Raw genomic sequence first — 21,866 nt, forward strand, 5'->3', positions numbered from 1 at the left:
GATCGGCCAGGGTGACGGTCGTGCCGGCGCTGCCGAGCGTGACGACGTCGGTGCCGGCGCCGCCGGCCAAAGTCTCCAGCAGGGAGACGGTCAGCGTGCCGCCGGCCGAACCCAGCGTCACCGCATCGGTGCCGGCGCCGCCGGTCAGCGTTTCCACCCCGGACAGGGTGAGGGTGCTGCCCGAGGAACCGAGCGTCACCGCATCGGTGCCGACGCCGCCGGTCAGCGTCTCCAGGTCCGACACGGCGATGGTGCTGCCGCTGCTGCCCAGCGTCACCACGTCGGTGCCGGCGCCGCCGCTCAGGGTCTCGATCAGCGACACCGTCAGCGTGTTGCCGGCGCTGCCCAGCGTGATGGCCTCGGTGGCGGTGTTGCCGGTCAGGCTTTCGATCAGCGACACCGTCAGCGTGTTGCCGGCGCTGCCCAGCGTGATGGCCTCGGTGGCGTTGTTGCCGGTCAGGCTTTCGATCAGCGACACCGTCATGGTGGCGCCGGTGGCGCCCATCCGGATGACGTCGGTGCCGGCGCCGCCGATCAGCGTCTCCAGCAGCACGAGCGTCATCGTGTTGCCGCCGCTGTCCAGCGTGATCACGTCGGTGCCGACGTTGCCGAAGAAGAACTCCAGCCGCGACACGGTCAGGGTGCTGCCGGTCGAGCCCAGCACCACGGCGTCCGAGCCGGTGTTGCCGAACAGCGTCTCCAACGCATCGACGGTGATGGTGGCGCCCGAGCTTCCCAGCGTGATCACTTCGGTGCCGGCGCCGCCGGTCAGGGTCTCCAGGGCGCGGACGAGCATCGTGGTGCCGGCGCTGCCCAGCGTGATCACATCGGTGCCGGCGCCGCCGAGCAGGCTTTCGACAAGGGTCGCCGTGGCGGTGGTCCCGGCGCTGCCCAGCGTCACCACGTCGGTGCCGGCGTCGCCCGTCAGCGTTTCCAACCCCGACGCGGTGAGCGTGTTGCCGCCGGTGCCCAGCGTCACCACGTCGGTGCCCACCCCGCCGGTCAGAGTCTCGATGGCGATCAGGGTGAGGGTGGTGCCGGTGCTTCCCAGCGTCACCACATCGGTGCCGACGCCGCCGGTCAGGCCGTCGATGCCGCCGACCACGGTCATCGTGCTGCCGGCCGAGCCCAGCACCATCACATCGGTGCCGGCGCCGCCGGTCAGCGTCTCCACGCCGGACAGGGTCAGCGTGCTGCCGCTGGACCCCAGCGTCACCACGTCGGTGCCGGCGCCGCCGGTCAGCGTCTCCAGCAGCGACACGGTCACCGTGTTGCCGGCGCTGCCCAGCGTCGCGATGTCGGTCCCGGCGTTGCCGGTCAGGGTTTCGATCAGCGAGACGGTCAGGGTGGTCCCGGCCGAGCCCACGACCAGCCGGTCGGACCCGGTGCTGCCGATCAGGGTCTCGATCAGCGCGATGGTCACGGTGACCGGACTCGGCGCCAGCGTCACCACGTCGGTGCCGGCGCCGCCGATCAGGCTCTCGACATAATTCACGATGATGGTGCTGCCGCTCGAGTCGAGGATCAGCACGTCGGTACCGAGGTTGCCGGCCACGGTCTCGATCAGCGACACCGTGAGGGTCGCGCCGGCGATGTCCAGCGTCACGTCGTCCAGGCCGCCGCCGCCGATCAGGGTCTCGATCAGCGACACGGTCGTGGAGTTGCCGCCCGACGCCAGCGTCACCACGTCGGTGCCGGCGCTGCCGACCAGGCTCTCGACCAGAGCCACCGTGACGGTGCCGCCGCCCGACGCCAGCGTCACCCGGTCGAAACCGCTTCCGCCGGTCAGGCTTTCCACCGACGCCACGGTGATGGTCTGGTCACCCGACCCCAGCGTCACCACGTCGGTGCCGGCGGTGCCGGACAGGCTCTCCACCAGCGACACCGTGATGGTGCCGCCGCCCGTCTGCAGCGTCACCATGTCGGTGCCGGCGCCGCCGGTCAGCGTTTCCAGCAGCGAGACGGTCAGCGTGCCGCCGGAGGACTCCAGCGTGACGAGGTCGGTGCCGGCGCTGCCGATCAGCTCTTCGATCAGCGCCACCGTGACGGTGCCGCCACCGGTGCCGATGGTGATCACGTCGGTGCCGGCACCACCGGTCAGCGTTTCGATGGCGGTCAGGGTGAGGGTGTTGCCGGTGGAACCGACGGTCACCGCGTCGGTGCCGACCCCGCCCGTCAGCCCGTCGATGCCGCTGACGATGGTCAGCGTGCTGCCGGCCGTGCCGAGAGTCACGATGTCGGTGCCGACACCGCCGGTCAGCGTCTCGACGCCGGACAGGGTGAGGGTGCTGCCGCTGGAATCCAGGGTCACAACGTCGGTGCCGGCGCCGCCGGCCAGCGTCTCCAGGATGGAGACCGTCAGCGTGCTGCCGGTGCTGCCCAGCGTGACGAGATCGGTGCCGGCGCTGCCCAGCAGGGTCTCGATCAGCGCCACGGTGACGGTTCCGCCGCCGGTGCCCAGCGTGACCACGTCGGTGCCGGCGTTGCCGGTCAGCGTCTCGATCGAGGCGAGGGTGAGGGTGTTCCCCGAGGAGCCCACCGTCACCGCGTCGGTGCCGACGCCACCGATGATGTCGTCGATCAGCAGCAGGGTGACGGTGGAGCCGGCGGTGCCGAGATCGATCACCTCGGTGCCGACACCGCCGGTCAGCGTCTCGATGGCGGTCAGGGTGAAGGTGGCGCCCGAGTTGCCCAGCGTCACCACGTCGGTACCGACACCGCCGGTCAGCCCGTCGATGCCGTCGATCACGGTCAGCGTGGAGCCGGCGGAGCCCAGCGTCACGATGTCGGTGCCGGCGCCGCCCACCAGCGTCTCCAGCAGCGCGACGATCAGGGAATTGCCGGTGGACTCCAGCGTCACGACGTCGGTGCCGACGCCGCCGGTCAGCGTCTCCACACCGGACAGGGTCAGCGTGGAGCCCTCGGAGCCCAGCGTCACGATGTCGGTGCCGGCGCCGCCCACCAGCGTCTCCAGCAGCGCGACGATCAGGGAATTGCCGGTGGACTCCAGCGTCACGACGTCGGTGCCGGCGCCGCCGGTCAGCGTCTCCACACCGGACAGGGTCAGCGTGGAGCCCTCGGAGCCCAGCGTCACGACGTCGGTGCCGGCGCCGCCGATCAGGCTTTCGATCAGCGCCACCGTGATGGTGGCCCCGCCCGTGTCGAGCGTGATCAGATCGGTTCCGACGCCGCCGATGATCCCTTCCAGCGCGATCGGGGTGAAGGTGTTGCCGGAACTGCCCAGCGTGATCACATCGGTGCCGGCGCCGCCGGTCAGGCTTTCGATCTCCAGGATCGCCAGCGTGCCGCCGGCGCTGTCCATGGTGATGACTTCGGTGCCGGCGCCGCCGATCAGGGTTTCGAAGGCGGTGGCGGTCAGCGTGTTGCCGGCGCTGCCCAGCGTGATGACGTCGGTGCCGGCGCCGCCGGTCAGCGTCTCGATGTCCGACACCACCGTCATGGTGCTGCCGGCGGAGCCCAGCGTCACCACATCGGTGCCGACGCCGCCGGTCAGCGTTTCCAACGCCGCCACGGTGAAGGTGGTGCCGGTCGACCCGAGGGTCACGATGTCGGTGCCGACGTTGCCGACCAGCGTTTCCAGCATCCACGTCAGCAGCGTGTTGCCGGACGTGGACAGGCGGATGAAGTCGCCGCCGCTGTTGCCGATCAGCGTCTCCAACCCCCACACCATCGTGGTGGTGCCGGCGGAGCTGATGGAGATGACGTCGGTGCCGGCGCCGCCGATCAGCGTCTCGAGCCGCCAGATCTCCAGCGTGTTGCCGGCCGTCGACAGGGTGTGGACGTCGACGCCCGAGCTGCCGCGCAGCGATTCGATCCCTTCCACGTATAGCGTGGAGCCGCCGGTCAGGCCGAACACGTAGTCGTAGCCGTCGCCGCCGATGACCGTCTCGAGGAATTGGATGGCCGTGGTGTTGCCGCCGGACCCGAGCGTCAGCACGTCGGTGCCGGTGTTGCCCACGAGGGTGGACACCAACGTGACGGTCAGGGTGTTGCCGCTTGTGCCCAGCGTGAAGAGTTCGGTACCCGCCCCGCCGATGATGGTCTCGATGCCCGACAGGGTCGCGGACATGCCGGACGAGCTTATGGTGATGAGGTCGATGTCGTCACTGCCGACGATCGTCTCCAGCCGCGACACGAGCATGGTGGAGCCGCCCGTCGCGAGCGTGACGACGTCGACGCCGGTGTTGCCGAACAGCGTCTCCAGCTCGCTGATGACCATGGTGGCGCCGCCGGTCAGCAAGTTGATCCGGTCGGTCCCGCTCCCGCCGGTCAGGGTCTCCAGAATCCGGACCGACATGGTGTTGCCACCGGACCCCAGCGTGACCGCGTCGGTGCCCACCCCGCCGACCAGGGATTCCAGCCGGGAGACGATCAGCGTGCTGCCGGTGGACCCCATCGTGATGATGTCGGTCGCGCTGCCGCCGATCAGCGTCTCCAGATACAGCACCGTCAGCGTCGCCCCGCGGGTGGAGGACACGACGACGGTGTCGGTGCTGTTGGCCTCCGTGCCGACGATGATGTTCGGGGTGCCCCCGGTGTAGGTGTAGGGGTTGTCGCCGGGATTGAGGGTGGTAGCGGTCATCGGTCGGTCTCGGCTTCGGTCTGTTCGGCGGAAAGTTGCGGCGGTTGGCGGCGGGGCGCCCGCCCGTCAGGCGCTCAGATCGGGATTACCGGCGCATGATCGCCCGTCCATTGCGGAACAGCCGCGCCCGATCAACGCATGGCAGCCGATCGCTATTGGCCTGCGCGCGCATGGCCAGCATCGAGTCCCTCACCGCTACCCTCATTCGTTCCGTGCCGTTGTCGGTCACCCGGCGGCGGGGAGTGTCGGTATGGAGATACCGCCACCACGCAGCCGACCGGCCAATCCGAGGTACCCCGATAATATATGAACCGATCTGATGAATGATCATTAAATCTTTTCGATCGGCGCGCGCCTGCAAGTTGCCGGCGCCTGGCCGGCCTCCTTCACGGAATCCGGTGCCGGAATTCCGTCCTTTTGTCGCGCCTTCCCGCGTGCTTCACAATCTTAGCTCGAGGAGCCGGCAGGGGTTCCGCATGCCCCCCGCATTCCTGCGTTCACCGGACAACGAAAACGCGCGTCGCCGATGTCCCGGCGACGCGCGTGGTCGTTCACGCAAAGGTGAATAGGGGTGGCGGCGCCCGCGCCGCTCTGCCGTTACCCCCGCCGCGGGCGGCGCGGCGGCGCGCTGCGGCCGGCGGCCTCCACCTCCGCCAGGAGGCCCATCGGTTCCGGGCGGAACAGCCGCTCGTCCATCGTCTTCAGGTCGTCGGCGATGCGCGTGCGGAACGCCATGTGGGGAAGGATGTCGCGCCCGATGTCGATGCCGGGGGCGATCTCGACCAGCTCCAGCGTGCCGCCGGCGGCGCGGAACACCGCGCGCTCGGTGACGAAGAGGGCGGTGCGCCCTTCCCTCTCGGCGAAGGCAGCGTTGTAGCAGATCTGCTCGATCGAGGGGACGAACTTGCGGTGGCGCCCCTCCTGCGCGATGCGCAGCCGGCCGCCGGCGCAGTCCAGCTCCAGCCCGCCGGAGGTGAAGGTGCCGCTGAACACCACCTTGCGGGCGTTCTGGCTGATGTTGATGAAGCCGCCGATGCCGACGATCTTCGAGCCGAAGCGGCTGACGTTGACGTTGCCGGCCGGGTCCACCTCGGCGAAGGACAGGAAGGCGATGTCCAGCCCGCCGCCGTCGTAGAAATCGAACTGGTAGGGCTGGTCGACGATGCAGTCGTAATTCTGCGACGCCCCGGAATCCACGCCCGTGAGCGGCGCGCCGCCGATGAAGCCCTGCTCGTTGGTCAGCACGATGTGGTCGAGGATCGCCTCCTCCGCCGCCACCGCCGATATCCCCGTCGAGATGCCGGCGCCGAGGTTGCAGATGGCGCCCGGCACGATCTCCATCGCCGCCCGCCGCGCCACGATCTTGCGCGGCCCGAAGGGCAGCCGCTTCAGCGCGTGCAGCGGCACCCGCAGCTCACCCGCGTAGGCGGGGTTGTAGTCGGTGGCGTAGGTCTGGCGCTGCTCCGGATCCACCACGACGTAATCGACGAGGATGCCGGGGATCTTCACGGTCTTGGCCGGCAGCGTGCCGCGCTTGGCCATGCGCTTGACCTGCACGACGACGATGCCGCCGCCGCGGCGCGTCGCCTGGGCTGACGACAGCATCTCGCCGAAGATCGCCTCCTGCTCCATGCTGACGTTGCCGTCCTCGTCCGCGGTGGTGCCGCGCAGGATCGCCACGTCGATGGGGAAGGGCTTGAAGCGCAGGTATTCCTCCCCGTCGATGGTCATCAGCTCGACCAGATCCTCCTTGGCGCTGGGGCTCTGGCGGGCGCCGCCGTGGCGCGGGTCGACGAAGCTGTGCAGGCCGGTGCGGGTGATCAGGCCGGGCCGCCCCGCCGCCATGTCGCGGAAGATCTGCGACAGCACGCCCTGCGGCAGCGTGTAGGATTCGAAGGCGTCGGCGAAGGCCAGCTCGATCAGCGGCGGCGAATCGATGAGCGCGCTGGTGATCGAGCGCTTGAGCATGCCGGGGTGGCGGAAGCGCGCGACACCCTTGTGCACCCGGTCGCCCAGCCCGACCACATGGATCAGCGTCAGCCTGCCGGGCGCGCCCTCGGCCAGGTAGCGCGCCTCGATCGCCTCCAGCACCGCCTCCGGGATCGCGTGGCCGCCGCCGGAGCCGCTGGCCAGCACGGAATCGCCGTCACGGATGAGTGCCGCCGCCTCTGCGGCGCTGATGACCTTCACGCCTATCCCCTCCCCCGGAAATCGCCATCCCGGACGGACGCCGGGATTGACAGCGGCAACGGCCGCTGAGTAAACGTTTACATCAGGGTTGGATATAGAGGCCGGATCGGGGCGCTGTCAAGACGGCGCCCGGCGCGCCGCGCAGGAGGAAGCAAGCCATGAAGTTCGTTCGTTTCGGGCGCCCCGGCGCGGAGAGGCCGGGCCTGGTGGACTCAGGAGGCCGCATCCGCGACCTGTCCGCCATCGTGCCCGACATCACCGGTGCGGCGCTGGGCCAGGGGCTGGCGGCGCGGGTGGCCGGGGTGTCCGTCGACAACCTGCCGCTGGTGCCGGAGGGCACGCGGCTCGGACCCTGCCTGGGCAATGTCGGCAACTTCATCGCCATCGGGCTGAACTACGCCGACCACGCCACCGAGACCGGGGCCGCCATCCCCAAGGAGCCGATCCTGTTCAACAAGGCGCGCTCCTGCATCGTCGGCCCCAACGACGACGTGGTGCTGCCGCCGGACTCGGTGAAGTCGGACTGGGAGGTCGAGCTGGCCTTCGTCATGTCGAAGACCGCCAGCTATGTGAGCGAGGCGGACGCGCTGTCGCATGTCGGCGGCTACTTCATCTGCAACGACGTGTCGGAGCGCGAGTACCAGCTCGAACGCGAGGGCCAGTGGATGAAGGGCAAATGCTGCCCGACCTTCGGCCCCATCGGCCCATGGCTGGTCACCCCCGACGAGGTCGGCGACCCCCAGGACCTCGCCCTGTGGCTGGAGGTGAACGGGGAGCGGGTGCAGAACGGCTCGACCCGCACCATGATCTTCCCCATCGCCCGGCTGGTGGCCGACCTCAGCCGCTACATGATCCTGGAGCCGGGCGACATCGTCACCACCGGCACGCCGCCGGGCGTCGGGCTGGGCATGAAGCCGCCCCGCTTCCTGAAGCGCGGCGACACCATGCGGCTCGGCATCGAGAAGCTGGGCGAGCAGCAGCAGCGGGTGGTGTGACGCGGCGTCCGGTTGCCGGGCCGGAACGCGCCGCGCTAAGGTCCGGACACGCCATGGACGAGACCAGCCCGCCCCCCTCCCCCGCCGGCCCGAAGCCGCGCAGCCCGCGCACGCCCAAGGGGCTGCGGGCGGTGGCGCGGGCCGCCGGCGTGTCCACCGCCACCGTGTCGCGCGCCATCAACCGGCCGGAGGTGGTGTCGGAGGAGCTGCGGACGCGCATCGCCGCGGTGATCGAGCATCTGGGCTGGGTGCCGGACGGTGCCGCGCGGGCGCTGGTCACCCGCCGGTCCGGCACCGTCGGGGCGGTGTTCCCGACCCTCATCCAGGGCGACTTCGCGCGCGCCGCCAACGCCCTGCAACGGGAGCTGCTGGGCGAGGGCCACACCCTGCTGATGGCCTGCTCCGACTACGACCCGGAGCTGGAGTTCCGGCAGGTGCGCATCTTCGCCGAACGCGGGGTGGACGGGCTGATCCTGGTCGGCGGCACCCATCACCCGGACCTCGTGAGGCTGCTGGAGCGGCTGGCGCTGCCGGTGGTCAACACCTTCGTGTTCGACCCCGCCAACCCCGGCCGCACGGTGGGGCCGGACAACCGCCGGGCGCTGTTCGACCTCACCAGCTACCTGATCGGGCTGGGCCACCGGCGCTTCGGCGTGATCGCCCAGTCCACCCGGAACAACGACCGGGCGGCGGAGCGGCTGGCCGGCATCCGCGACGCGCTGGGCGCCCACGGCCTCGCCACCCGGCCCGCCCACCACGCGGAGGGGCTGTCCGGCATCGCCGAGGCGCGGGCGCTGTTCCGCCGCATCATGGCGGCCGAGCCGCGCCCGACCGCCATCCTCTGCGGCAACGCCTATCTGGCGGTGGGGGCCGAGCTGGAGGCGCTGGCGATGGGGCTCGCCGTGCCCGGCGACCTGTCCATCGTCGGCTACGACGACATCGAGATCATGAGCGAGCTGCCGGTGCCGATCACCACCGTCCGCGTGGCCGGCGACGAGATCGGCCGCCGCGCCGCCCGCTGCCTGTTGGCGCGCATCCTCGGCCGGCCGGACGCGGACGGCCATGAATGCCCGGCGGAGATCGTGGTCCGCGCCTCCTCCGGCCCGCCGCCGGCCTGACGTGGCCGGCGCATATGTAAACGTATACATTCGGGCGGAACCGAACGGGTGCCCGTCACACGTTTTCAGACAACCAGCCCAGGGGAGGGACGAACCGATGACCCAGCCGCCGCAGCCCAACGCCGTCGCCATCGACGGCGCCACCCGCATCCTCGCCATCGTCGGCGACCCGATCGTTCAGGCCAAATCGCCGCTGCTCTACAACCCGCGCATCGCGCGGGCCGGGCGCAACGCGGTGCTGGTGCCCTGGCACGCGCCGGAAGCCCACTTCGACGCGGTGATGGCCGGGCTGATGCGGACCGGCAACGTCGACGGCATCGTGGTCACCTTCCCCTTCAAGCAGCGGGCGATGGCGCTGGCCGACCGGCACGGCCGCATGGCGGGGCTGGTGGGGGCGCTCAACGCGCTGCGCCGCGAGGCGGACGGGAGCTGGACCGGCGACATGTTCGACGGGGTGGGGCTGGTGCGCGCGGTCGCCGCCACCGGCGCCAGTGTGGCCGGCCGGCGGGTGAAGCTGCTGGGCGCCGGCGGGGCCGGCAGCGCCATCGCCTACGCGCTGGCCGACGCCGGCGCGGCGTCCGTGTCCATCTTCGACCGCGACACAGCCCGCGCCGCCGCGACCGCCGCCGGCGTGACCGGCCAGTTCCCCGGCTGCGCCGCCGCACCGGGCGGGCCGGAGCTGGGCGACGTCGACCTGCTGGTCAACGCCACCACCGTGGGGCTGGCGGCCGACGACGGCCTGCCGGTGCCGCTGCCCGACCTGTCCCCCGCCACCCTGGTGGTCGATATCGTGCCCCGCACCGGCGGCACCGCGCTCCTGGCCTTCGCCCGCGACCGCGGCTGCCCCCATGTGGCCGGCCCCGCCATGGTGGAGGGCCAGGCCGACGCGGTGCTGGAGTTCTTCGGGATTTCCGCGGCGGGGTGAGCGGCGGCGGCGTGAGCGGCGGCGGCCTCACACCGCGATGGTGCCCCCCAGCTCGTCCTCGATGTGGGCGCGGATGATGGCGTCGAAGTCGGCTTCCGCCGTGAAGCCCAGCGCGTCGGCGCGGCGGGTGGCGAAGTCGCGGGGCCAGCTGCCGATGATGCTCAGCACGGTGGGGTCGGGTTCACGGCGGATCAGGGACACCGCCTTCTCCCCCGCCACCCGGCGCAAAGCCTCGATCTGCTCGCCCACCGTCACCGAGACGCCGGGCATGGTCAGGTTGCGGCGCGGGCCGACCGCCTCGCCGTCGATGCCGGCGGCGTGGACCAGGAAGCCGACCGCCGAGCGGGGCGAGGCGTGGAAGTGGCGCAGGTCGTCGGAGACCGGCAGCAGCGCCTCCATCCCGATCAGCGGCTCGCGGATGATGCCGGAGAAGAAGCCCGACGCCGCCTTGTTGGGCTTGCCCGGCCGCACGCAGATGGTGGGCAGGCGGATGCCGATGCCGTCGAAGGCGCCGCGCCGGGTGTAGTCGGTCAGCAGCAGCTCGCAGATCGCCTTCTGCGTGCCGTAGCTGGTGAAGGGCGTCAGGATGAAGTCGTCGGGGATGGCGTCCTCCGGGTAGGGGCCGCCGAAGGCCGCGACGGAGGAGGTGAAGACCAGCCGCGGCGTGTAGCCGTCGATGGCGCGGATCGCCTCGAAGAGCTGGCGCGTGCCGTCGAGGTTGACGCGGTAGCCCTTCTCGAAATCCGCCTCCGCCTCGCCCGACACCACCGAGGCGAGGTGGATGACCACGTCCGGCCGGTCGGCGACCAGCGCCTCCGCGGCGCCGGGAACCGACAGGTCGGAGACGGCGGTGTCGGTGGCGAAGGGGGCGCCGGCCGGGGCCGCGGGCTCCACCACGTCGTGCAGGGTCAGGCGGGCGATCTCCCGCCCCTTGATCCGGCCGTCGCGGGCCAGACGGTCGGAGAGTTTGCGGCCGATCATGCCGCCGCCGCCGATGATCAGGACATGCATCGCTGAGGGTCCTTGGACATGCTGCTGGTGTTGCGGGAAACCATTACGCGCTTTTGCGGGCGTCGGTCACGGCCCCGGTGCCGATTTCATCCTGCGCGAGGCCGTACTGGAGCCGGTAGAGGCCGCGGGTCACCGGCAGCGCCGCCCCCGCCGCCGCCAGCGCCGCGTCCCCGGCATCCCCGGCGCGCAGCGCGCGCAACGGCGCCTCGTCCACCGCCTCGACCAGCAGCACCCAGTCGGCCACCCGGTCGGGGCCGCCGCGCAGTTTCTTCTCCGCCGAGCCGGCCCCGCTCGCCTCGCGCCGGCCCTCCAGCAGATGGGCGGCGACGATGCCGGGTGCCGCGGCGAGGCGTTCGGCCAGGGCGCCCATCGCCGCGCGGAAACGGTCGGGCGGCACCGCGCTGGACAGGCGCAGCGCGTCCACGAAGCCGCCGCCGCCGATGCCGTGGCTGACCGCCACGTCGCAGACCGTGCGCCAGGTGTCGGTGAAATGGGCGACCACGCGGCGCGTCCACTCCGTCGGCGCGTCGAGCCGCGCCTGATAGACCGGGGAGGTCAGCGCGTCGGCCCCCGTCGTCTCGTAGAAATTGAAGTATTTCGGGTCGCCGTCGACCGCCACGTAGCGCCGGCCGCGCAGGAAGCCCGGCAGACCGACCCGCTCCGGGATGTGCTCGCGCACATGCCAGGCGACGAACTCGTCCTCGGCCTCCGCGGCGATGCCGTTCCAGATCGCCAGAACCCCTTTGCCCAAGAGTGCCATGGGCGCCTCCGTATCGCTGTGCATGGTTGCGGGCGCCGCGCGGCCGGGAGGCCGGCGGTGCCGTCGAAGTCGGAACGATGGGTGCCACGCCGCGCTAGACGGCGACGCGGCGGTGCGCCGGGCTGCCGTCCGCGGCTTCCGCCCGGAAGCGGCGGGTGCGCAGCGGCCAGAAGTCCGACAGCTCGGCGGCGGTGGCGTCCAGCGCCGGGACCAGCTCGCGCACCCGTGCCTCGGTCATGCGCACGCCGGGGCCGGCGACGCTGACCGTGCCGACCACCGGCCCGTCGTTGCCGGAGCGGATCACCACGGCGATTGCGGTGACGCCGGGTTCCGCCTCGCTGTTGGCGAGGCCGTAGCCGCGCCGCCGCGTCTCCTCCAGCTCCGTCATCAGGGCGCCGATGGTGCGCACGGCGTTGGGGCCGTAGGCACCCTCCGCCCCGATGCCGCCGTGCTTGAGCGCAAGCTCGACCGCCTGGTCGGTGTCCAGCGTGGCGAGCCACGCCTTGCCGCTGGCCGTGGCGTGCAGCGGCACCACGTTGGTGGCGAGCGAGGGCTGGTACATCAGCCCGCCCCTGGCGCCCTGGGCGTGCGCCACCCACACCAGGGCCGCGGAATCCACCACCGCCATCCGCACGAACTCGCGGGATTCACGGGCGAGCCGGTCGAGCAGCGGCTGGCAGAGGTCGGGTATGCCGGTGGCGACGTAGAACTGCTGCCCGAGGATCGCCAGACGCATGGTCAGCCGGTAGAAGCTGGTCTGCGGGTCCTTCTCCACCCAGCCCAGATCGACCAGCGTCGCCAGCAGCCGGTGGGCGCCGCTCTTGGGCAGGTCGAGCCGTTCCGCGATCTCGCCCAGCGGCATTTCGCCGGCCTGATCGGCCAGAAGCTGGATGATGGACAGGCATCGTTCGGCTGGCACGTGTGACATGGCGTTACCGCGATCCGCGTGGGTTGCAAGGCTGTCCGTTCCAGGAAATCCCGGCTCCTGTCAAGCGCGCATCGCCCAATGTCCGTCCGCCCCCGGTCATCGGCCGTCGAACTCCGGCTCGCGTTTGGCGAAGAAGGCGGCGACGCCCGTGTGCAGGTCGGACGAATCGAAGATCGCCTGCTGGGCGACGGTGGAGGCGCACAGGGCGGCGTCCAGCGCCTGATCCTGGGCGGCGTCCACCAGAGCCTTGGCCAGCCGGTTGGAGACCGGGCCGCGCGCGGCGATGGTGGCGGCCATGGCGCGGGCCGCGTCCAGTGCGGAGCCGTCGGCGATGCGGTTGACCACACCCCAGGCGAGCGCCTGCTCGTCGCTGATGGTCTCGCCGGTGAACAGCATCTCCTTGGCGCGCGCCGGGCCGACCAGCCGGGTCAGCCGCACCGAGCCGTTGCCGGCCAGCCCGCCGAGCCGCGATTCCGTCAGCCCGACCGCCACCCCGCGCCGCAGGACGCGCAGGTCGCAGGCCAGCGCCAGCTCCAGCCCGCCGCCGAGTGCCGGCCCGTCGATGGCGGCGATGGTGGGCATGGGCAGCCGGGCGAGGTTGCGCAGCACCATGTCCTCGAACAGGATCTTGTGCTCGCTGGCGTCGGCGCGGAGATCGGCGAATTCCCGGATGTCGCTGCCGGCGCAGAACGCCCTCCCCTCCCCGCCGTGCAGGATCACGCAGCGGATGCCGGCTCGCCCGGCCAGATCCCGGATGGCGGCGTTGAGGTCGCGCAGCAGCGGCCGGGTCACGAGGTTGAGGGGACCTGCGGCCAGCGCGATCTCCGCGACGGCGCCCCGCACGGCGAGGGAGACGGTCCCGTCCATCACGCGGCCCCCGCGACCTTGGGCAGCCGCGACACCCCGTGCAGCACGCCCAGCCGCTCGAACTGCCGGTGGATGCGGTCGACATAGGCGGCGAATTCCGGCGCGTCGCCCAGAACGATGGGGCGCGGGCGCGGCAGGTCGACCATGATGTCGTCGATCACCTCGCCGGGGCTGGGGCTCATCACCAGGATGCGGTCGGACAGGCCGACGGCCTCCTCCACGCTGTGGGTGATGAAGAGCACGGTCGGCCGGCGGCGCATCCACAGCGATTCCAGGTCGGTGCGCACCTCCAGCCGGGTCAGCGCGTCGAGCGCGCCGAACGGCTCGTCCATCAGGATGACGGCCGGGTCGTGCACCAGCGTGCGGATCAGCGACACGCGCTGGCGCATGCCGCCGGAGAGCTGGCGCGGGTACTTGTTCATGGCGTGGGTCAGGCGGAGCTGCTCGAACAGCTCCTTGGCCCGCCGCTCCACATCCGCGCGCGGCAGCCCGCGGATGTCCGCGTGCAGCATCACGTTCTCGAAGGCGGTGCGGAAATCCAGCAGCAGATGGTCCTGGAAGGCGATGCCGACGTCGGTGATCGGCCTGGTCACGCTGCGGCCGTCCACCGTGATCTCGCCGGTCGTGCGCTCCAGCAGGCCCGCCACCATCAGCATCAGCGTGCTCTTGCCGCAGCCGGACGCGCCGACGACGGAGATGAACTGCCCCTGCGGGATGGAGACGCTGACCTCCTTCAGCGCGCGGAAGGGCTTGTCGGTGTCCTCCCCGAACAGCTTGGAGACGTTGCGGATCTCGATGGGGACGCCGGAGCGCGGCCCCTGGAGATTGTGCAGGGTGCCCATCCCCATCGCTCAACCCTCCGCGGTCGAGGCGGCGACCGCCGCCAGCGGGACCTTGGAGACCAGCAGCGCCTTGCGGCCGCGCTGGAGCACGGCGCCGTCCTGGTTCACCAGCTCCACGTCGAAGTTGGCGATGGCCTGGGTCGGGCGGGAGCGGCTGTCGCGCAGCTCCGCCAGCGTGTAGTTCACGAAGATCGTGTCGCCGACGAAGATCGGCCCGACGAACTTCCAGTCGCTGATGCCGAGGAAGGCGATGGCGGTCTCCCGCAATTCCCCCGTGCGCGCCCACATCAGGCCGTGGGCGTAGGCCAGCCCCAGCATGCCGTGGGCGACGCGGCGACCGAACTGGCTGGCACGGGCGTAGACGTCGCTGGTGTGCAGCTCCGAAAAGTCGCCGGTCAGCCCGGCGAAAGCGATCAGGTCGGCGTCGGTGATCGTCCGTCCGGGGCTGCGGAAACGCATGCCCTCGTGCAGATCCTCGTACCGGTAACCGAGACGTGGCTTCTGGTCCATGACGTCCATGCTCGTGGGTGTGGGCGGCCAGGGAAACGGGGGCCAGGGGAACGGGGAAGCGCGCTCAGCCCTTCTTGCAGGGCCGCATGGCCGCCTCGGCCGGCAGATAGTCGTTGGTGTAGTAGGACTTGGGGTCCTGGCCCTTGGGCAGAAGACCGACCTCCTCCAGCAGATCCTGGGTGCGCTGCCAGTGCGCCGGCTCCGCCCGGCCGACGAAGCGGGCGTCGGCGCTGCACAGCAGCGGCACGATCGCCGCCAGCTCCGACGCCGCCAGCTTCTCGTTCATCTCGGGGAACACCGCCTTCAGGTGCTTCACCGTCTTGTCCTGGTTATCGACCGCGAAGCTCCAGCCCTTCAGGCTGGCGTCGATGAACTTGCGCAGCACGTCCGGGTTGGCCTTGATGAAGTCGTTGGTGGCGAAGATCGACGTGCTCACCGTCGGCACGCCGTACTCGGCGAAGCGGTAGTTGTCGAGCTGCGCGCCCTGCGCCTCCAACTGGATCTGGTAGGCGTCCATGGAGCCCAGGATCGCGTCCACCTGCCCCTGCAGCAGCGCCGGCACCATGGACGACGGCGGCATGTTGATCTGGGTCAGGTCGGTCTCCTTCAGGTTGTTGGCCTTGAAGAAGAGCGGCAGCATGGTCGTCTGCGAGGAGCCGGCCGGCACGCCGATCTTCTTGCCGACGAGATCCTTGATCGACTTGATGTTCGTCTTCTTCAGCGCCGACACCTGGTTGGGGTTCGACTGATAGACGGTCGAGACGATCTTCATCGGCGCGCCCTTGGCGATGAGCTGGCTGACCGCCACCGCATCGGCGTAGGCGAGCTGCGCCCGCCCGCTGGCGACGAGCTGCGCGGTGTTGCCGGAGCCGTTGCCCTGGACGATGGTCACGTCGAGCCCGGCCTGCTTGTAATAGCCTTCGCCCACCGCGGCGGCGAAGCCGGCGTTGGGACCGCCCGCGGTCCAGTTGAGCTGGAAGGTGACGGCCGTCTGCGCCGCGGCGCTGCCGGCGAAGGCGGCGGCCGAGACGAGTGCGGTGAAGCCCAGAAGATGTTTCACGGTGATGCGCATTGGTTTTCCCTCCCGGTGGATTTGGCGGCGGTTCACGCCTTTGGTTGATCGCGGCTGGTGTGGTGTCAGAGATGGCCGGAGCGTTGCCATGGGGTCATGGCCCATTCGCTGAACTCGACCACGTAGTTGATCAGGATGCCGATGACGGTCAGGACCACCAGCACCGCGAAGGTCAGCTCCAGATCCATGGTGCTGGTGCCGCGCAGCAGCACATAGCCCAGCCCCTCGTTGGCGCCGACGAATTCGGCGACGATGGCGGCGGTGGCGGCGATGGTGGCCGAGGTCTTGACGCCGGAGAAGATCACCGGCAGCGCCGCCGGAACCCGCAGGTAGCGGAAGGTCTGCAAGGTCGTCGCCCCCATCGACTTGGTCAGGTAGAGCAGGCGGGGGTCGAGGATCTGGAAGCCGCTGATGCTGGCGATCAGCAGCGGGAAGAAGGTCATCAGCAGCGTCAGCAGCACCTTGGATTCGATGCCGAAGCCCAGCCACACCAGGAACAGCGGCGCCACCGCGATCTTCGGCACGAGCTGGAGCAGCATGATCGGCGGGTAGAGGATCTGCTTGGCGACCGGCGAAAGCGCGATGACGAGGCCGAGCGGGATCGCCGTCAGCAGCGTCAGCCCGAAGCCCAGCACGATCTCGGTCAATGTCACCAGGGAATGGGTCCACAGCATCGGGGCGTCCGTGATCACACGGGAAAAGACCGCCCCCGGTGCCGGCAGCAGATAGGCCGGGATCTGGAACAGGCTGACCGACCAGGACCACAGCAGCACGATGCCGACGAAGGTCAGCGGCGGCAGCAGGTTCCAACCGACGCGCCGCAGCGTGCGGGTGAGCTTCGATCGTCGCACCACCGTCCGCTGGGGAGACGGCGCCGACGGCGCTGGACCGCCGATGTCGGTCGGCAGGCGGGAGGTTGCGTTTGAGGCCATGGGTCGAACCATCGTTTCTGGACGTCGGCCGGCCCCCCGACCCGGCCGGAGCCGGAAGCGGGGACGGTTCCACGCGGCGGGCAAGTCGGCACCGCGATCAATGTTGGAATGCTATTCCAACATTGATCGGTCTTGCAACATAAAATCCGTGACATGGATTGTTTGTGGTTGGCGCGAATTTTGGGTGCGGGTCTGTCGTTCTGAACGCGATGGACGCCCTGCCCTCGCGCAGCACGCGAAAACCTCCGCAAGGCGACGCCCTGCCCTCACCTGCCCAGCGGCTAGGGCATGCACACGTCTGGCCGAGGGCGGCAAAACTACCCCTCTCCCGCCTCCGGCGGGGGAGAGAGGGGCCCGGCCGGAGGCTGGGAGGGTGGGGGCTGGGTGTTTCCGACGGAGCCGGCGCCCCTGAGTTGCCACGGATGGGCGCTGGATTTTGGCAGGACCTAGCCCCCACCCGGCGCCTGACGGCGCCACCCTCCCCCGCCGGAGGCGGGAGAGGGTTGGATCGCGGGTGCTTATTAGACGTCTAATCGCGCCCGCGGTCCGGCGTCGGTTTATTAGACGTCGAATAACGGCCTACCGGCCGATCAGCGCGTCGATGGCGACGCGGAGTGTGCGCAGGGCGTCGCGGTCCTCGTCGGTGAGGCGGGCGCCCTGCCCGCTCAGGTCGCGCAGCTTGGCGACGCCGGTGTGCAGCGTCTTGAGCGTCGGACGGAAGGAGGTGGCGGCCGGGGCTGGGACCGGGGCCGGGCGGTTCTGCTTGACCGCGCGCAGGCTCTTCACGGTGAGCGCCCCGCCCTCTCCGCGCCACAGGGCCAACTGCGCGGCGGCGTCGCCGATCTCCGCCAGCTCCATCAGGGAGGAGACGGAGACTTCCGGCCGGGCAGGCGCCTCGTCGATGATCGCCGGCGGCAGCCGCAGGATGCCGAGCAGGCGGGCCACATACTCCTGCGACTTGCCGATCAGCACGGCGGCCTGCTCCTGCGTCAGGCCCTTCTCGCCGATCAACCCGTCGAGCGAGCGGGCGACGTCCACCGGGTGCAGGTCGACGCGCTGGACATTCTCGATCAGCGCCAGCGCCTGGGTGTCGACGGTGTCGAGGACCAGCGCCGGGATGGTCTCCCGCCCGAGCTGGCGGAAGGCCCAGTAGCGCCGCTCCCCCGCGATGATGCGGAACTGGTCGGCAGCGACCTCGCGGACGTTGATCGGTTGCAGCAGGCCCTTCTGGTCGATGGAGGCCGCCAGCGTGGCGATGTCGGCGTCCCGCGCGTTGCGCCGGGGCTGGTCGGGATCGGGCTCGATCCGGTCGAGCGGAATCTCGCGGTAGCGCATGCTGGCGCTCAGCCCGAACAGCGCCGCGTTGGCGCCCGCCCCTGCCCCGCTGCGCCCGACGGCGCGCTTGAACAGCCCGGCGTTGCTGGTGTCGAGTTTACGCGCCACGGCCGGCCTCCTCCTGCGCCGTCACCGGGTGCAGCGCCAGCAGCGCCGCGGCGATCTCGCGGTAGCTCTCCGCCCCGGCGGAGTTCGCGTTCATCGCCAGGCCGGGACGGCCGGCCATCACGCTCTTGGTGTAGTCGGCGGCGCGCCGCACCGGCGAGAACAGCCGCAGGTTCTCCGCCGTGGCAAGCTCGTTGAGGTCGGCCATCACCTGCTCGTCCTGCAGGCGGCGCGGGCTGTACATGGTGGGCAGGATGCCCAGGATCTCCAGCCGCGGGTTGACCAGCTCGCGCACCGCCACGATGGTCTCGAAGAGCTGCGGGATGCCCATCATCGACAGCATCTCGGTCTGGGTCGGGATCAGCAGCTGGTCGGCGGCGTTCAGCACCGACACCGTCAGCTCGCCCAGATGCGGCGGGCAGTCGAGCACCACGAAGTCGTAATGGCCGGCGAGCTGGGCGACCTTGGCGCGCAGGATCAGCGTGCCGTTGGGCTGGCGCAGCAGCTCGCGGTCGGTGGCCGCCAGCGAGATGGAGGAGGGCAGGAGGTCGAACACCCCGTCGCACACCGGCGTCACGAACTCCCGCATCGGGCGGGTGGAGCGCAGCGCGTGGGTGAGGGTGGCCTTCGCCACCTCGCGGTCATGCGGGTCGATGCCCAGATGCACGGTGGCGTTGGCCTGCGGGTCGCAGTCGATCAGCAGCACCCGCCGTCCCTCGCGGCCCAGCAGCCAGGCGACGTTGACGCAGGTGGTGGTCTTCGCCACGCCGCCCTTCTGGTTGGCGGCGCAGAAGACCAGCGGCGCGCGCCCCGCCACGACGGCGGCCGGGATGCCGGTCGGCCGCGTGCCGTCCTTCAGCGCCGCGGCCACGGTCTGCGGAATCCGTTCCGATCCGGTTTCCCAGCGCGAGATCTTCGCGCGGTCGTAACGCCGGCCGAGATGGTCGTTCAGCCAGGACACCAGCTCCTGCTGGTTCATGCCCCGCTGCTCGCGGTAGCGCCGCAGCTCCTCGCCGCTCATTGCATGGGTCACCGGTCCCCCCTTGTGCAGGATTCCGGTGCACCATGAGCAACGGTGATGGTACTGTCAACCGGTGTGATGGTGAGTGTGCTTCACACCCCGTGCCGGCCAGGGGGCCGGTCAGGGATTGGTGGGAATGAAGCGCTCGCCGAAGACCGGCTCCTTGTGCGGGGTGGGGGGCAGGGCCCAGGCGCCGGTGGCGGGCGGGCGGATGTCGGCGTCCACATGCACGTCGATCAGGAAGGGGCGGTTGGCCTTGACCGCCGTCTCCAGCGCCCCGGCGAAATCCTCCGACCGGGTGACGGTGATCGCCTCCACCCCCGCGGCGCGCGCCCAGGCGGCGAAATCGGGGTTGTAGGGCCCCTGGTTCGGCCCGGCGTAGAAGGCGGTGCCGATCTCCCGCCCGTCGAACAGCCCGTACTGGATGTCGCGGATGGCGCCCCAGGCGAAGTTGTTCCACACCACCCAGACCACGGCGATGTCGTACTCCACCGCCGTGCACAGCACATGTGGCACCATGGTGAAGCCGCCGTCGCCGCAGACCGACACGCACACCTTGTCCGGTGCCGCCAGCTTGGCGCCCAGCACGCTGGCCGGGCCGAAGCCCATGCCGGAATAGCCCCAGCTGTTCAGCATGGTCTGCGGCCGGCGCGCCTTCCAGAACTGCATGAACCAGTTGTGGTGGACGCCGGCGTCGAAGGTCAGGATGGCGTCGGGCGGAAGCACCCGCTGGCAATCCTCGACGATGCGTTCGGGACGGATGGGGCTGGTGTGCTGGCCGAAGCGCGGGGCGACGAACTCGTCCCAGGCGGCGGCCCAGCCGCGGATGCTTGCCCACCAGCCCTCCAGCCGGGTCGCAGGCGTCGCGTCGCGCCCGTCCAGCTCCGCCACCATCTGGCGCAGGAATGTGCGCGCGTCGGCCAGGATGCCGAGGTCGGGGGCGTAGTTGCGGCCGATCTCCGCCGGGTCGACATCCACATGGATCAGCTGGGTGGTCGGGAAGTTCCACGAATAGCCCGGCATCCAGGAGGAGGAGGAGCGGTCGTCGAAGCGCGCGCCGACGGCGAGCACGAGATCGGCGTGCCGCCCCGCCTGGTTGGCGGGGTAGGCGCCGTTGCGGCCGATGAAGCCCAGCGACAGCGGGTCCTCCATGTCCAGGCAGCCCATGCCGTTGGGCGAGCTGATCACCGGGATGGAGAGGCGGCGGGCGAGAGCCGTGAGCTCCGCCGACGCCTCCGACAGGGCCACGCCGTGGCCGATGAACAGCAGCGGCCGTTCCGCCGCCAGCAGCATGTCGATGGCGCGCGCGATGTCGTCGGCCGACGCCGCGGCGCGGCGGTCGTTGAGGGTGCGGGGTGCGCCATGCTCCAGTGCCACCTCCGCGGTCTCCTGGAACAGGTTGAAGGGCACGTCGATCTGCACCGGCCCCGGCCGGTCGGTGATCATGGTCGCGAAGCCCTGGCGCAGCGCCAGCGGCAGCATGTCGACACGCGTCGGCTGGTAGCTGCGCTTGACCACCGGCCGGATCACGTTCGGGAAATCCGCCTGGTAGTGGCGGTTGATCTCCTGGAACGGGCTGCGGTTGAACTGCGAGGTCGGCACGTTGGCGGTGATGGCGAAGAAGGCCGAGCTGTCGGTCAACGCCACCGCCAGCGCCATCACCAGATTGGCCGAGCCCGGCCCGCAGGAGGTCAGGGTGGCGGCCGGCGCATGCTTCACCCGGAAATAGCCGTCGGCCATGTGGCCCGCCACCTGCTCGTGGCGCGGCGAGATCAGCGTGATGTCGCCGCGCGCCTCGTACAGCGCGTCCAGCATGCCGACGTTGCCGTGCCCGCAGATGCCGAAGACGTAGGGCACCTTCTCCTTGACCAGGAACTCCGTGATGAGGTCCGCGCCCTTCCGGTCCGCCATGTCCATCCCTCCCCAATGCCGGCCGCGATTGGCCGCGATCCGGTTTTATGAGATAGACTGCGACCATGTGGCATGTCAACCGGAACAGCCGCGCGCAGTCGCTTCGAAAGCCGGGTTTCTGGCGAGTCTGCCGCGTCATCGAACCAATATTGCGACATTCTCGTGTTTCATCCTACAATGTCGCATTACTAGGGCGGGCCGTCGGTCGGCCGCGCCGCAGGGGAGGGACGAGGGATGAAGGAACGCAACGCCGCCACCATCCGCAGCATCGCCGAGGTGCTGTGGGTCACGCCGCCGGAGCATTACGACGCGCATTCCAAGATGCTGGTCACGCCGGAGACCGACCGCACCCGGCATTTCGATTTCCGCATCTCCAGCTATCAGCCCAAGGGCTACGTCGCCCGCCACAGCCACACGGTCCAGGAGCAGATCTACTACATCCTCCAGGGCGAGGGGCTGATGGAGCTGGACGGCGAGCGGACGGTGGTGCGCAAACACGAGTACATCTTCATCCCGCCCGGCGTGGAGCACGCCATCTTCAACACAGGGCTGGAGGATCTGGTGTTCTTCGTGATCACCAGCCCGCCCACCGACGAGCCGATCGCGGAGGCGGCGCGCTGAGTGCCGGGTCGGCGTCGCCCGACAACCCTCTCCCCCCGGGGAGAGGGTGGAGCCGAAGGCTCCGGGTGAGGGGGCTTACCCTCTCCCGCCCCGGGAGAGGGTGGCGCCGGCAGGCGCCGG

The 21,866-nt window shown here is 70.4% G+C and carries 17 protein-coding genes; 4 read left to right on the top strand and 13 right to left on the bottom strand.

Features of this window, described 5'->3' with window-relative positions; all coding sequences use genetic code 11:
• Both HL658_RS34260 and HL658_RS34265 read right to left on the bottom strand, forming a co-directional pair.
• A partial coding sequence (locus HL658_RS34260) for a beta strand repeat-containing protein (RefSeq protein WP_180287722.1) occupies positions 1 to 4,603 on the bottom strand: 4,603 nt, incomplete at its 3' end.
• A 597-nt stretch (positions 4,604 to 5,200) separates the two neighbouring features.
• Positions 5,201 to 6,793: a CoA-transferase gene (locus HL658_RS34265; RefSeq protein ID WP_180286767.1), complete on the bottom strand. Its 1,593-nt coding sequence runs from the start codon at positions 6,791 to 6,793 to the stop codon at positions 5,201 to 5,203.
• Between the two features lie 158 nt (positions 6,794 to 6,951).
• Here HL658_RS34265 and HL658_RS34270 point away from each other — a divergent pair, with 158 nt between their 5' ends.
• From HL658_RS34270 to HL658_RS34280, 3 genes are all read left to right on the top strand, one after another.
• Positions 6,952 to 7,788 (top strand): fumarylacetoacetate hydrolase family protein, encoded by an 837-nt coding sequence (locus HL658_RS34270; RefSeq protein WP_180286768.1) that lies wholly within the window; start codon positions 6,952 to 6,954, stop codon positions 7,786 to 7,788.
• A gap of 53 nt (positions 7,789 to 7,841) precedes the next feature.
• Positions 7,842 to 8,906: a LacI family DNA-binding transcriptional regulator gene (locus HL658_RS34275; RefSeq protein ID WP_180286769.1), complete on the top strand. Its 1,065-nt coding sequence runs from the start codon at positions 7,842 to 7,844 to the stop codon at positions 8,904 to 8,906.
• 97 nt (positions 8,907 to 9,003) lie between these two features.
• The gene (locus HL658_RS34280) at positions 9,004 to 9,831 is read left to right on the top strand and encodes a shikimate dehydrogenase family protein (protein WP_180286770.1); all 828 of its coding nucleotides are present in this window, start codon (positions 9,004 to 9,006) and stop codon (positions 9,829 to 9,831) included.
• 27 nt (positions 9,832 to 9,858) lie between these two features.
• Here HL658_RS34280 and denD read toward each other — a convergent pair whose 3' ends face one another.
• From denD to HL658_RS34335, 11 genes are all read right to left on the bottom strand, one after another.
• The gene (denD, locus tag HL658_RS34285) at positions 9,859 to 10,842 is read right to left on the bottom strand and encodes a D-erythronate dehydrogenase (protein WP_180286771.1); all 984 of its coding nucleotides are present in this window, start codon (positions 10,840 to 10,842) and stop codon (positions 9,859 to 9,861) included.
• Between the two features lie 43 nt (positions 10,843 to 10,885).
• On the bottom strand, positions 10,886 to 11,602 hold the full coding sequence (locus HL658_RS34290) for a DUF4286 family protein (RefSeq protein WP_180286772.1): 717 nt from the start codon (positions 11,600 to 11,602) through the stop codon (positions 10,886 to 10,888).
• Positions 11,603 to 11,696: 94 nt separating this feature from the next.
• Positions 11,697 to 12,530, bottom strand: coding sequence for an IclR family transcriptional regulator (locus HL658_RS34295; protein ID WP_180286773.1), 834 nt, complete (start codon positions 12,528 to 12,530; stop codon positions 11,697 to 11,699).
• A 96-nt stretch (positions 12,531 to 12,626) separates the two neighbouring features.
• Positions 12,627 to 13,397: an enoyl-CoA hydratase/isomerase family protein gene (locus HL658_RS34300; protein WP_180286774.1), complete on the bottom strand. Its 771-nt coding sequence runs from the start codon at positions 13,395 to 13,397 to the stop codon at positions 12,627 to 12,629.
• Positions 13,397 to 14,245 (bottom strand): ABC transporter ATP-binding protein, encoded by an 849-nt coding sequence (locus HL658_RS34305; protein WP_211109924.1) that lies wholly within the window; start codon positions 14,243 to 14,245, stop codon positions 13,397 to 13,399. The genes HL658_RS34300 and HL658_RS34305 overlap by 1 nt, the downstream gene beginning before the upstream one ends.
• Positions 14,246 to 14,248: 3 nt before the next feature.
• Complete coding sequence (locus HL658_RS34310) at positions 14,249 to 14,749, bottom strand: MaoC/PaaZ C-terminal domain-containing protein (RefSeq protein ID WP_180286775.1); 501 nt, start codon at positions 14,747 to 14,749, stop codon at positions 14,249 to 14,251.
• 64 nt (positions 14,750 to 14,813) lie between these two features.
• Positions 14,814 to 15,821 (bottom strand): ABC transporter substrate-binding protein, encoded by a 1,008-nt coding sequence (locus HL658_RS34315; protein WP_180286776.1) that lies wholly within the window; start codon positions 15,819 to 15,821, stop codon positions 14,814 to 14,816.
• Positions 15,822 to 15,886: 65 nt separating this feature from the next.
• On the bottom strand, positions 15,887 to 16,753 hold the full coding sequence (locus tag HL658_RS34320) for an ABC transporter permease (protein WP_180286777.1): 867 nt from the start codon (positions 16,751 to 16,753) through the stop codon (positions 15,887 to 15,889).
• 579 nt (positions 16,754 to 17,332) lie between these two features.
• Positions 17,333 to 18,196: a ParB/RepB/Spo0J family partition protein gene (locus HL658_RS34325; protein ID WP_180286778.1), complete on the bottom strand. Its 864-nt coding sequence runs from the start codon at positions 18,194 to 18,196 to the stop codon at positions 17,333 to 17,335.
• Positions 18,186 to 19,226, bottom strand: a complete 1,041-nt coding sequence (locus tag HL658_RS34330) for an AAA family ATPase (protein WP_180286779.1) — start codon at positions 19,224 to 19,226, stop codon at positions 18,186 to 18,188. The genes HL658_RS34325 and HL658_RS34330 overlap by 11 nt, the downstream gene beginning before the upstream one ends.
• Before the next feature lie 108 nt (positions 19,227 to 19,334).
• A complete protein-coding gene (locus HL658_RS34335) occupies positions 19,335 to 21,125 on the bottom strand; it encodes a thiamine pyrophosphate-binding protein (RefSeq protein WP_180286780.1) in 1,791 nt (596 codons plus the stop codon).
• A 234-nt stretch (positions 21,126 to 21,359) separates the two neighbouring features.
• Here HL658_RS34335 and HL658_RS34340 point away from each other — a divergent pair, with 234 nt between their 5' ends.
• Positions 21,360 to 21,746: a cupin domain-containing protein gene (locus HL658_RS34340; RefSeq protein ID WP_180286781.1), complete on the top strand. Its 387-nt coding sequence runs from the start codon at positions 21,360 to 21,362 to the stop codon at positions 21,744 to 21,746.
• Positions 21,747 to 21,866: the final 120 nt, after the last annotated feature.

This window comes from Azospirillum oleiclasticum, assembly GCF_013423485.1.
Classification (GTDB): domain Bacteria; phylum Pseudomonadota; class Alphaproteobacteria; order Azospirillales; family Azospirillaceae; genus Azospirillum; species Azospirillum oleiclasticum.

Coding starts and splice junctions, on each gene's coding strand:
- HL658_RS34335 (WP_180286780.1), bottom strand. CDS start 21,125: ATGGCGGACCGGAAGGGCGCGGACCTCATCACGGAGTTCCTGGTCAAG.
- HL658_RS34315 (WP_180286776.1), bottom strand. CDS start 15,821: ATGCGCATCACCGTGAAACATCTTCTGGGCTTCACCGCACTCGTCTCG.
- HL658_RS34310 (WP_180286775.1), bottom strand. CDS start 14,749: ATGGACCAGAAGCCACGTCTCGGTTACCGGTACGAGGATCTGCACGAG.
- HL658_RS34280 (WP_180286770.1), top strand. CDS start 9,004: ATGACCCAGCCGCCGCAGCCCAACGCCGTCGCCATCGACGGCGCCACC.
- HL658_RS34270 (WP_180286768.1), top strand. CDS start 6,952: ATGAAGTTCGTTCGTTTCGGGCGCCCCGGCGCGGAGAGGCCGGGCCTG.
- HL658_RS34320 (WP_180286777.1), bottom strand. CDS start 16,753: ATGGCCTCAAACGCAACCTCCCGCCTGCCGACCGACATCGGCGGTCCA.
- HL658_RS34275 (WP_180286769.1), top strand. CDS start 7,842: ATGGACGAGACCAGCCCGCCCCCCTCCCCCGCCGGCCCGAAGCCGCGC.
- HL658_RS34340 (WP_180286781.1), top strand. CDS start 21,360: ATGAAGGAACGCAACGCCGCCACCATCCGCAGCATCGCCGAGGTGCTG.
- HL658_RS34305 (WP_211109924.1), bottom strand. CDS start 14,245: ATGGGGATGGGCACCCTGCACAATCTCCAGGGGCCGCGCTCCGGCGTC.
- denD (WP_180286771.1), bottom strand. CDS start 10,842: ATGCATGTCCTGATCATCGGCGGCGGCGGCATGATCGGCCGCAAACTC.
- HL658_RS34300 (WP_180286774.1), bottom strand. CDS start 13,397: ATGGACGGGACCGTCTCCCTCGCCGTGCGGGGCGCCGTCGCGGAGATC.
- HL658_RS34295 (WP_180286773.1), bottom strand. CDS start 12,530: ATGTCACACGTGCCAGCCGAACGATGCCTGTCCATCATCCAGCTTCTG.
- HL658_RS34290 (WP_180286772.1), bottom strand. CDS start 11,602: ATGGCACTCTTGGGCAAAGGGGTTCTGGCGATCTGGAACGGCATCGCC.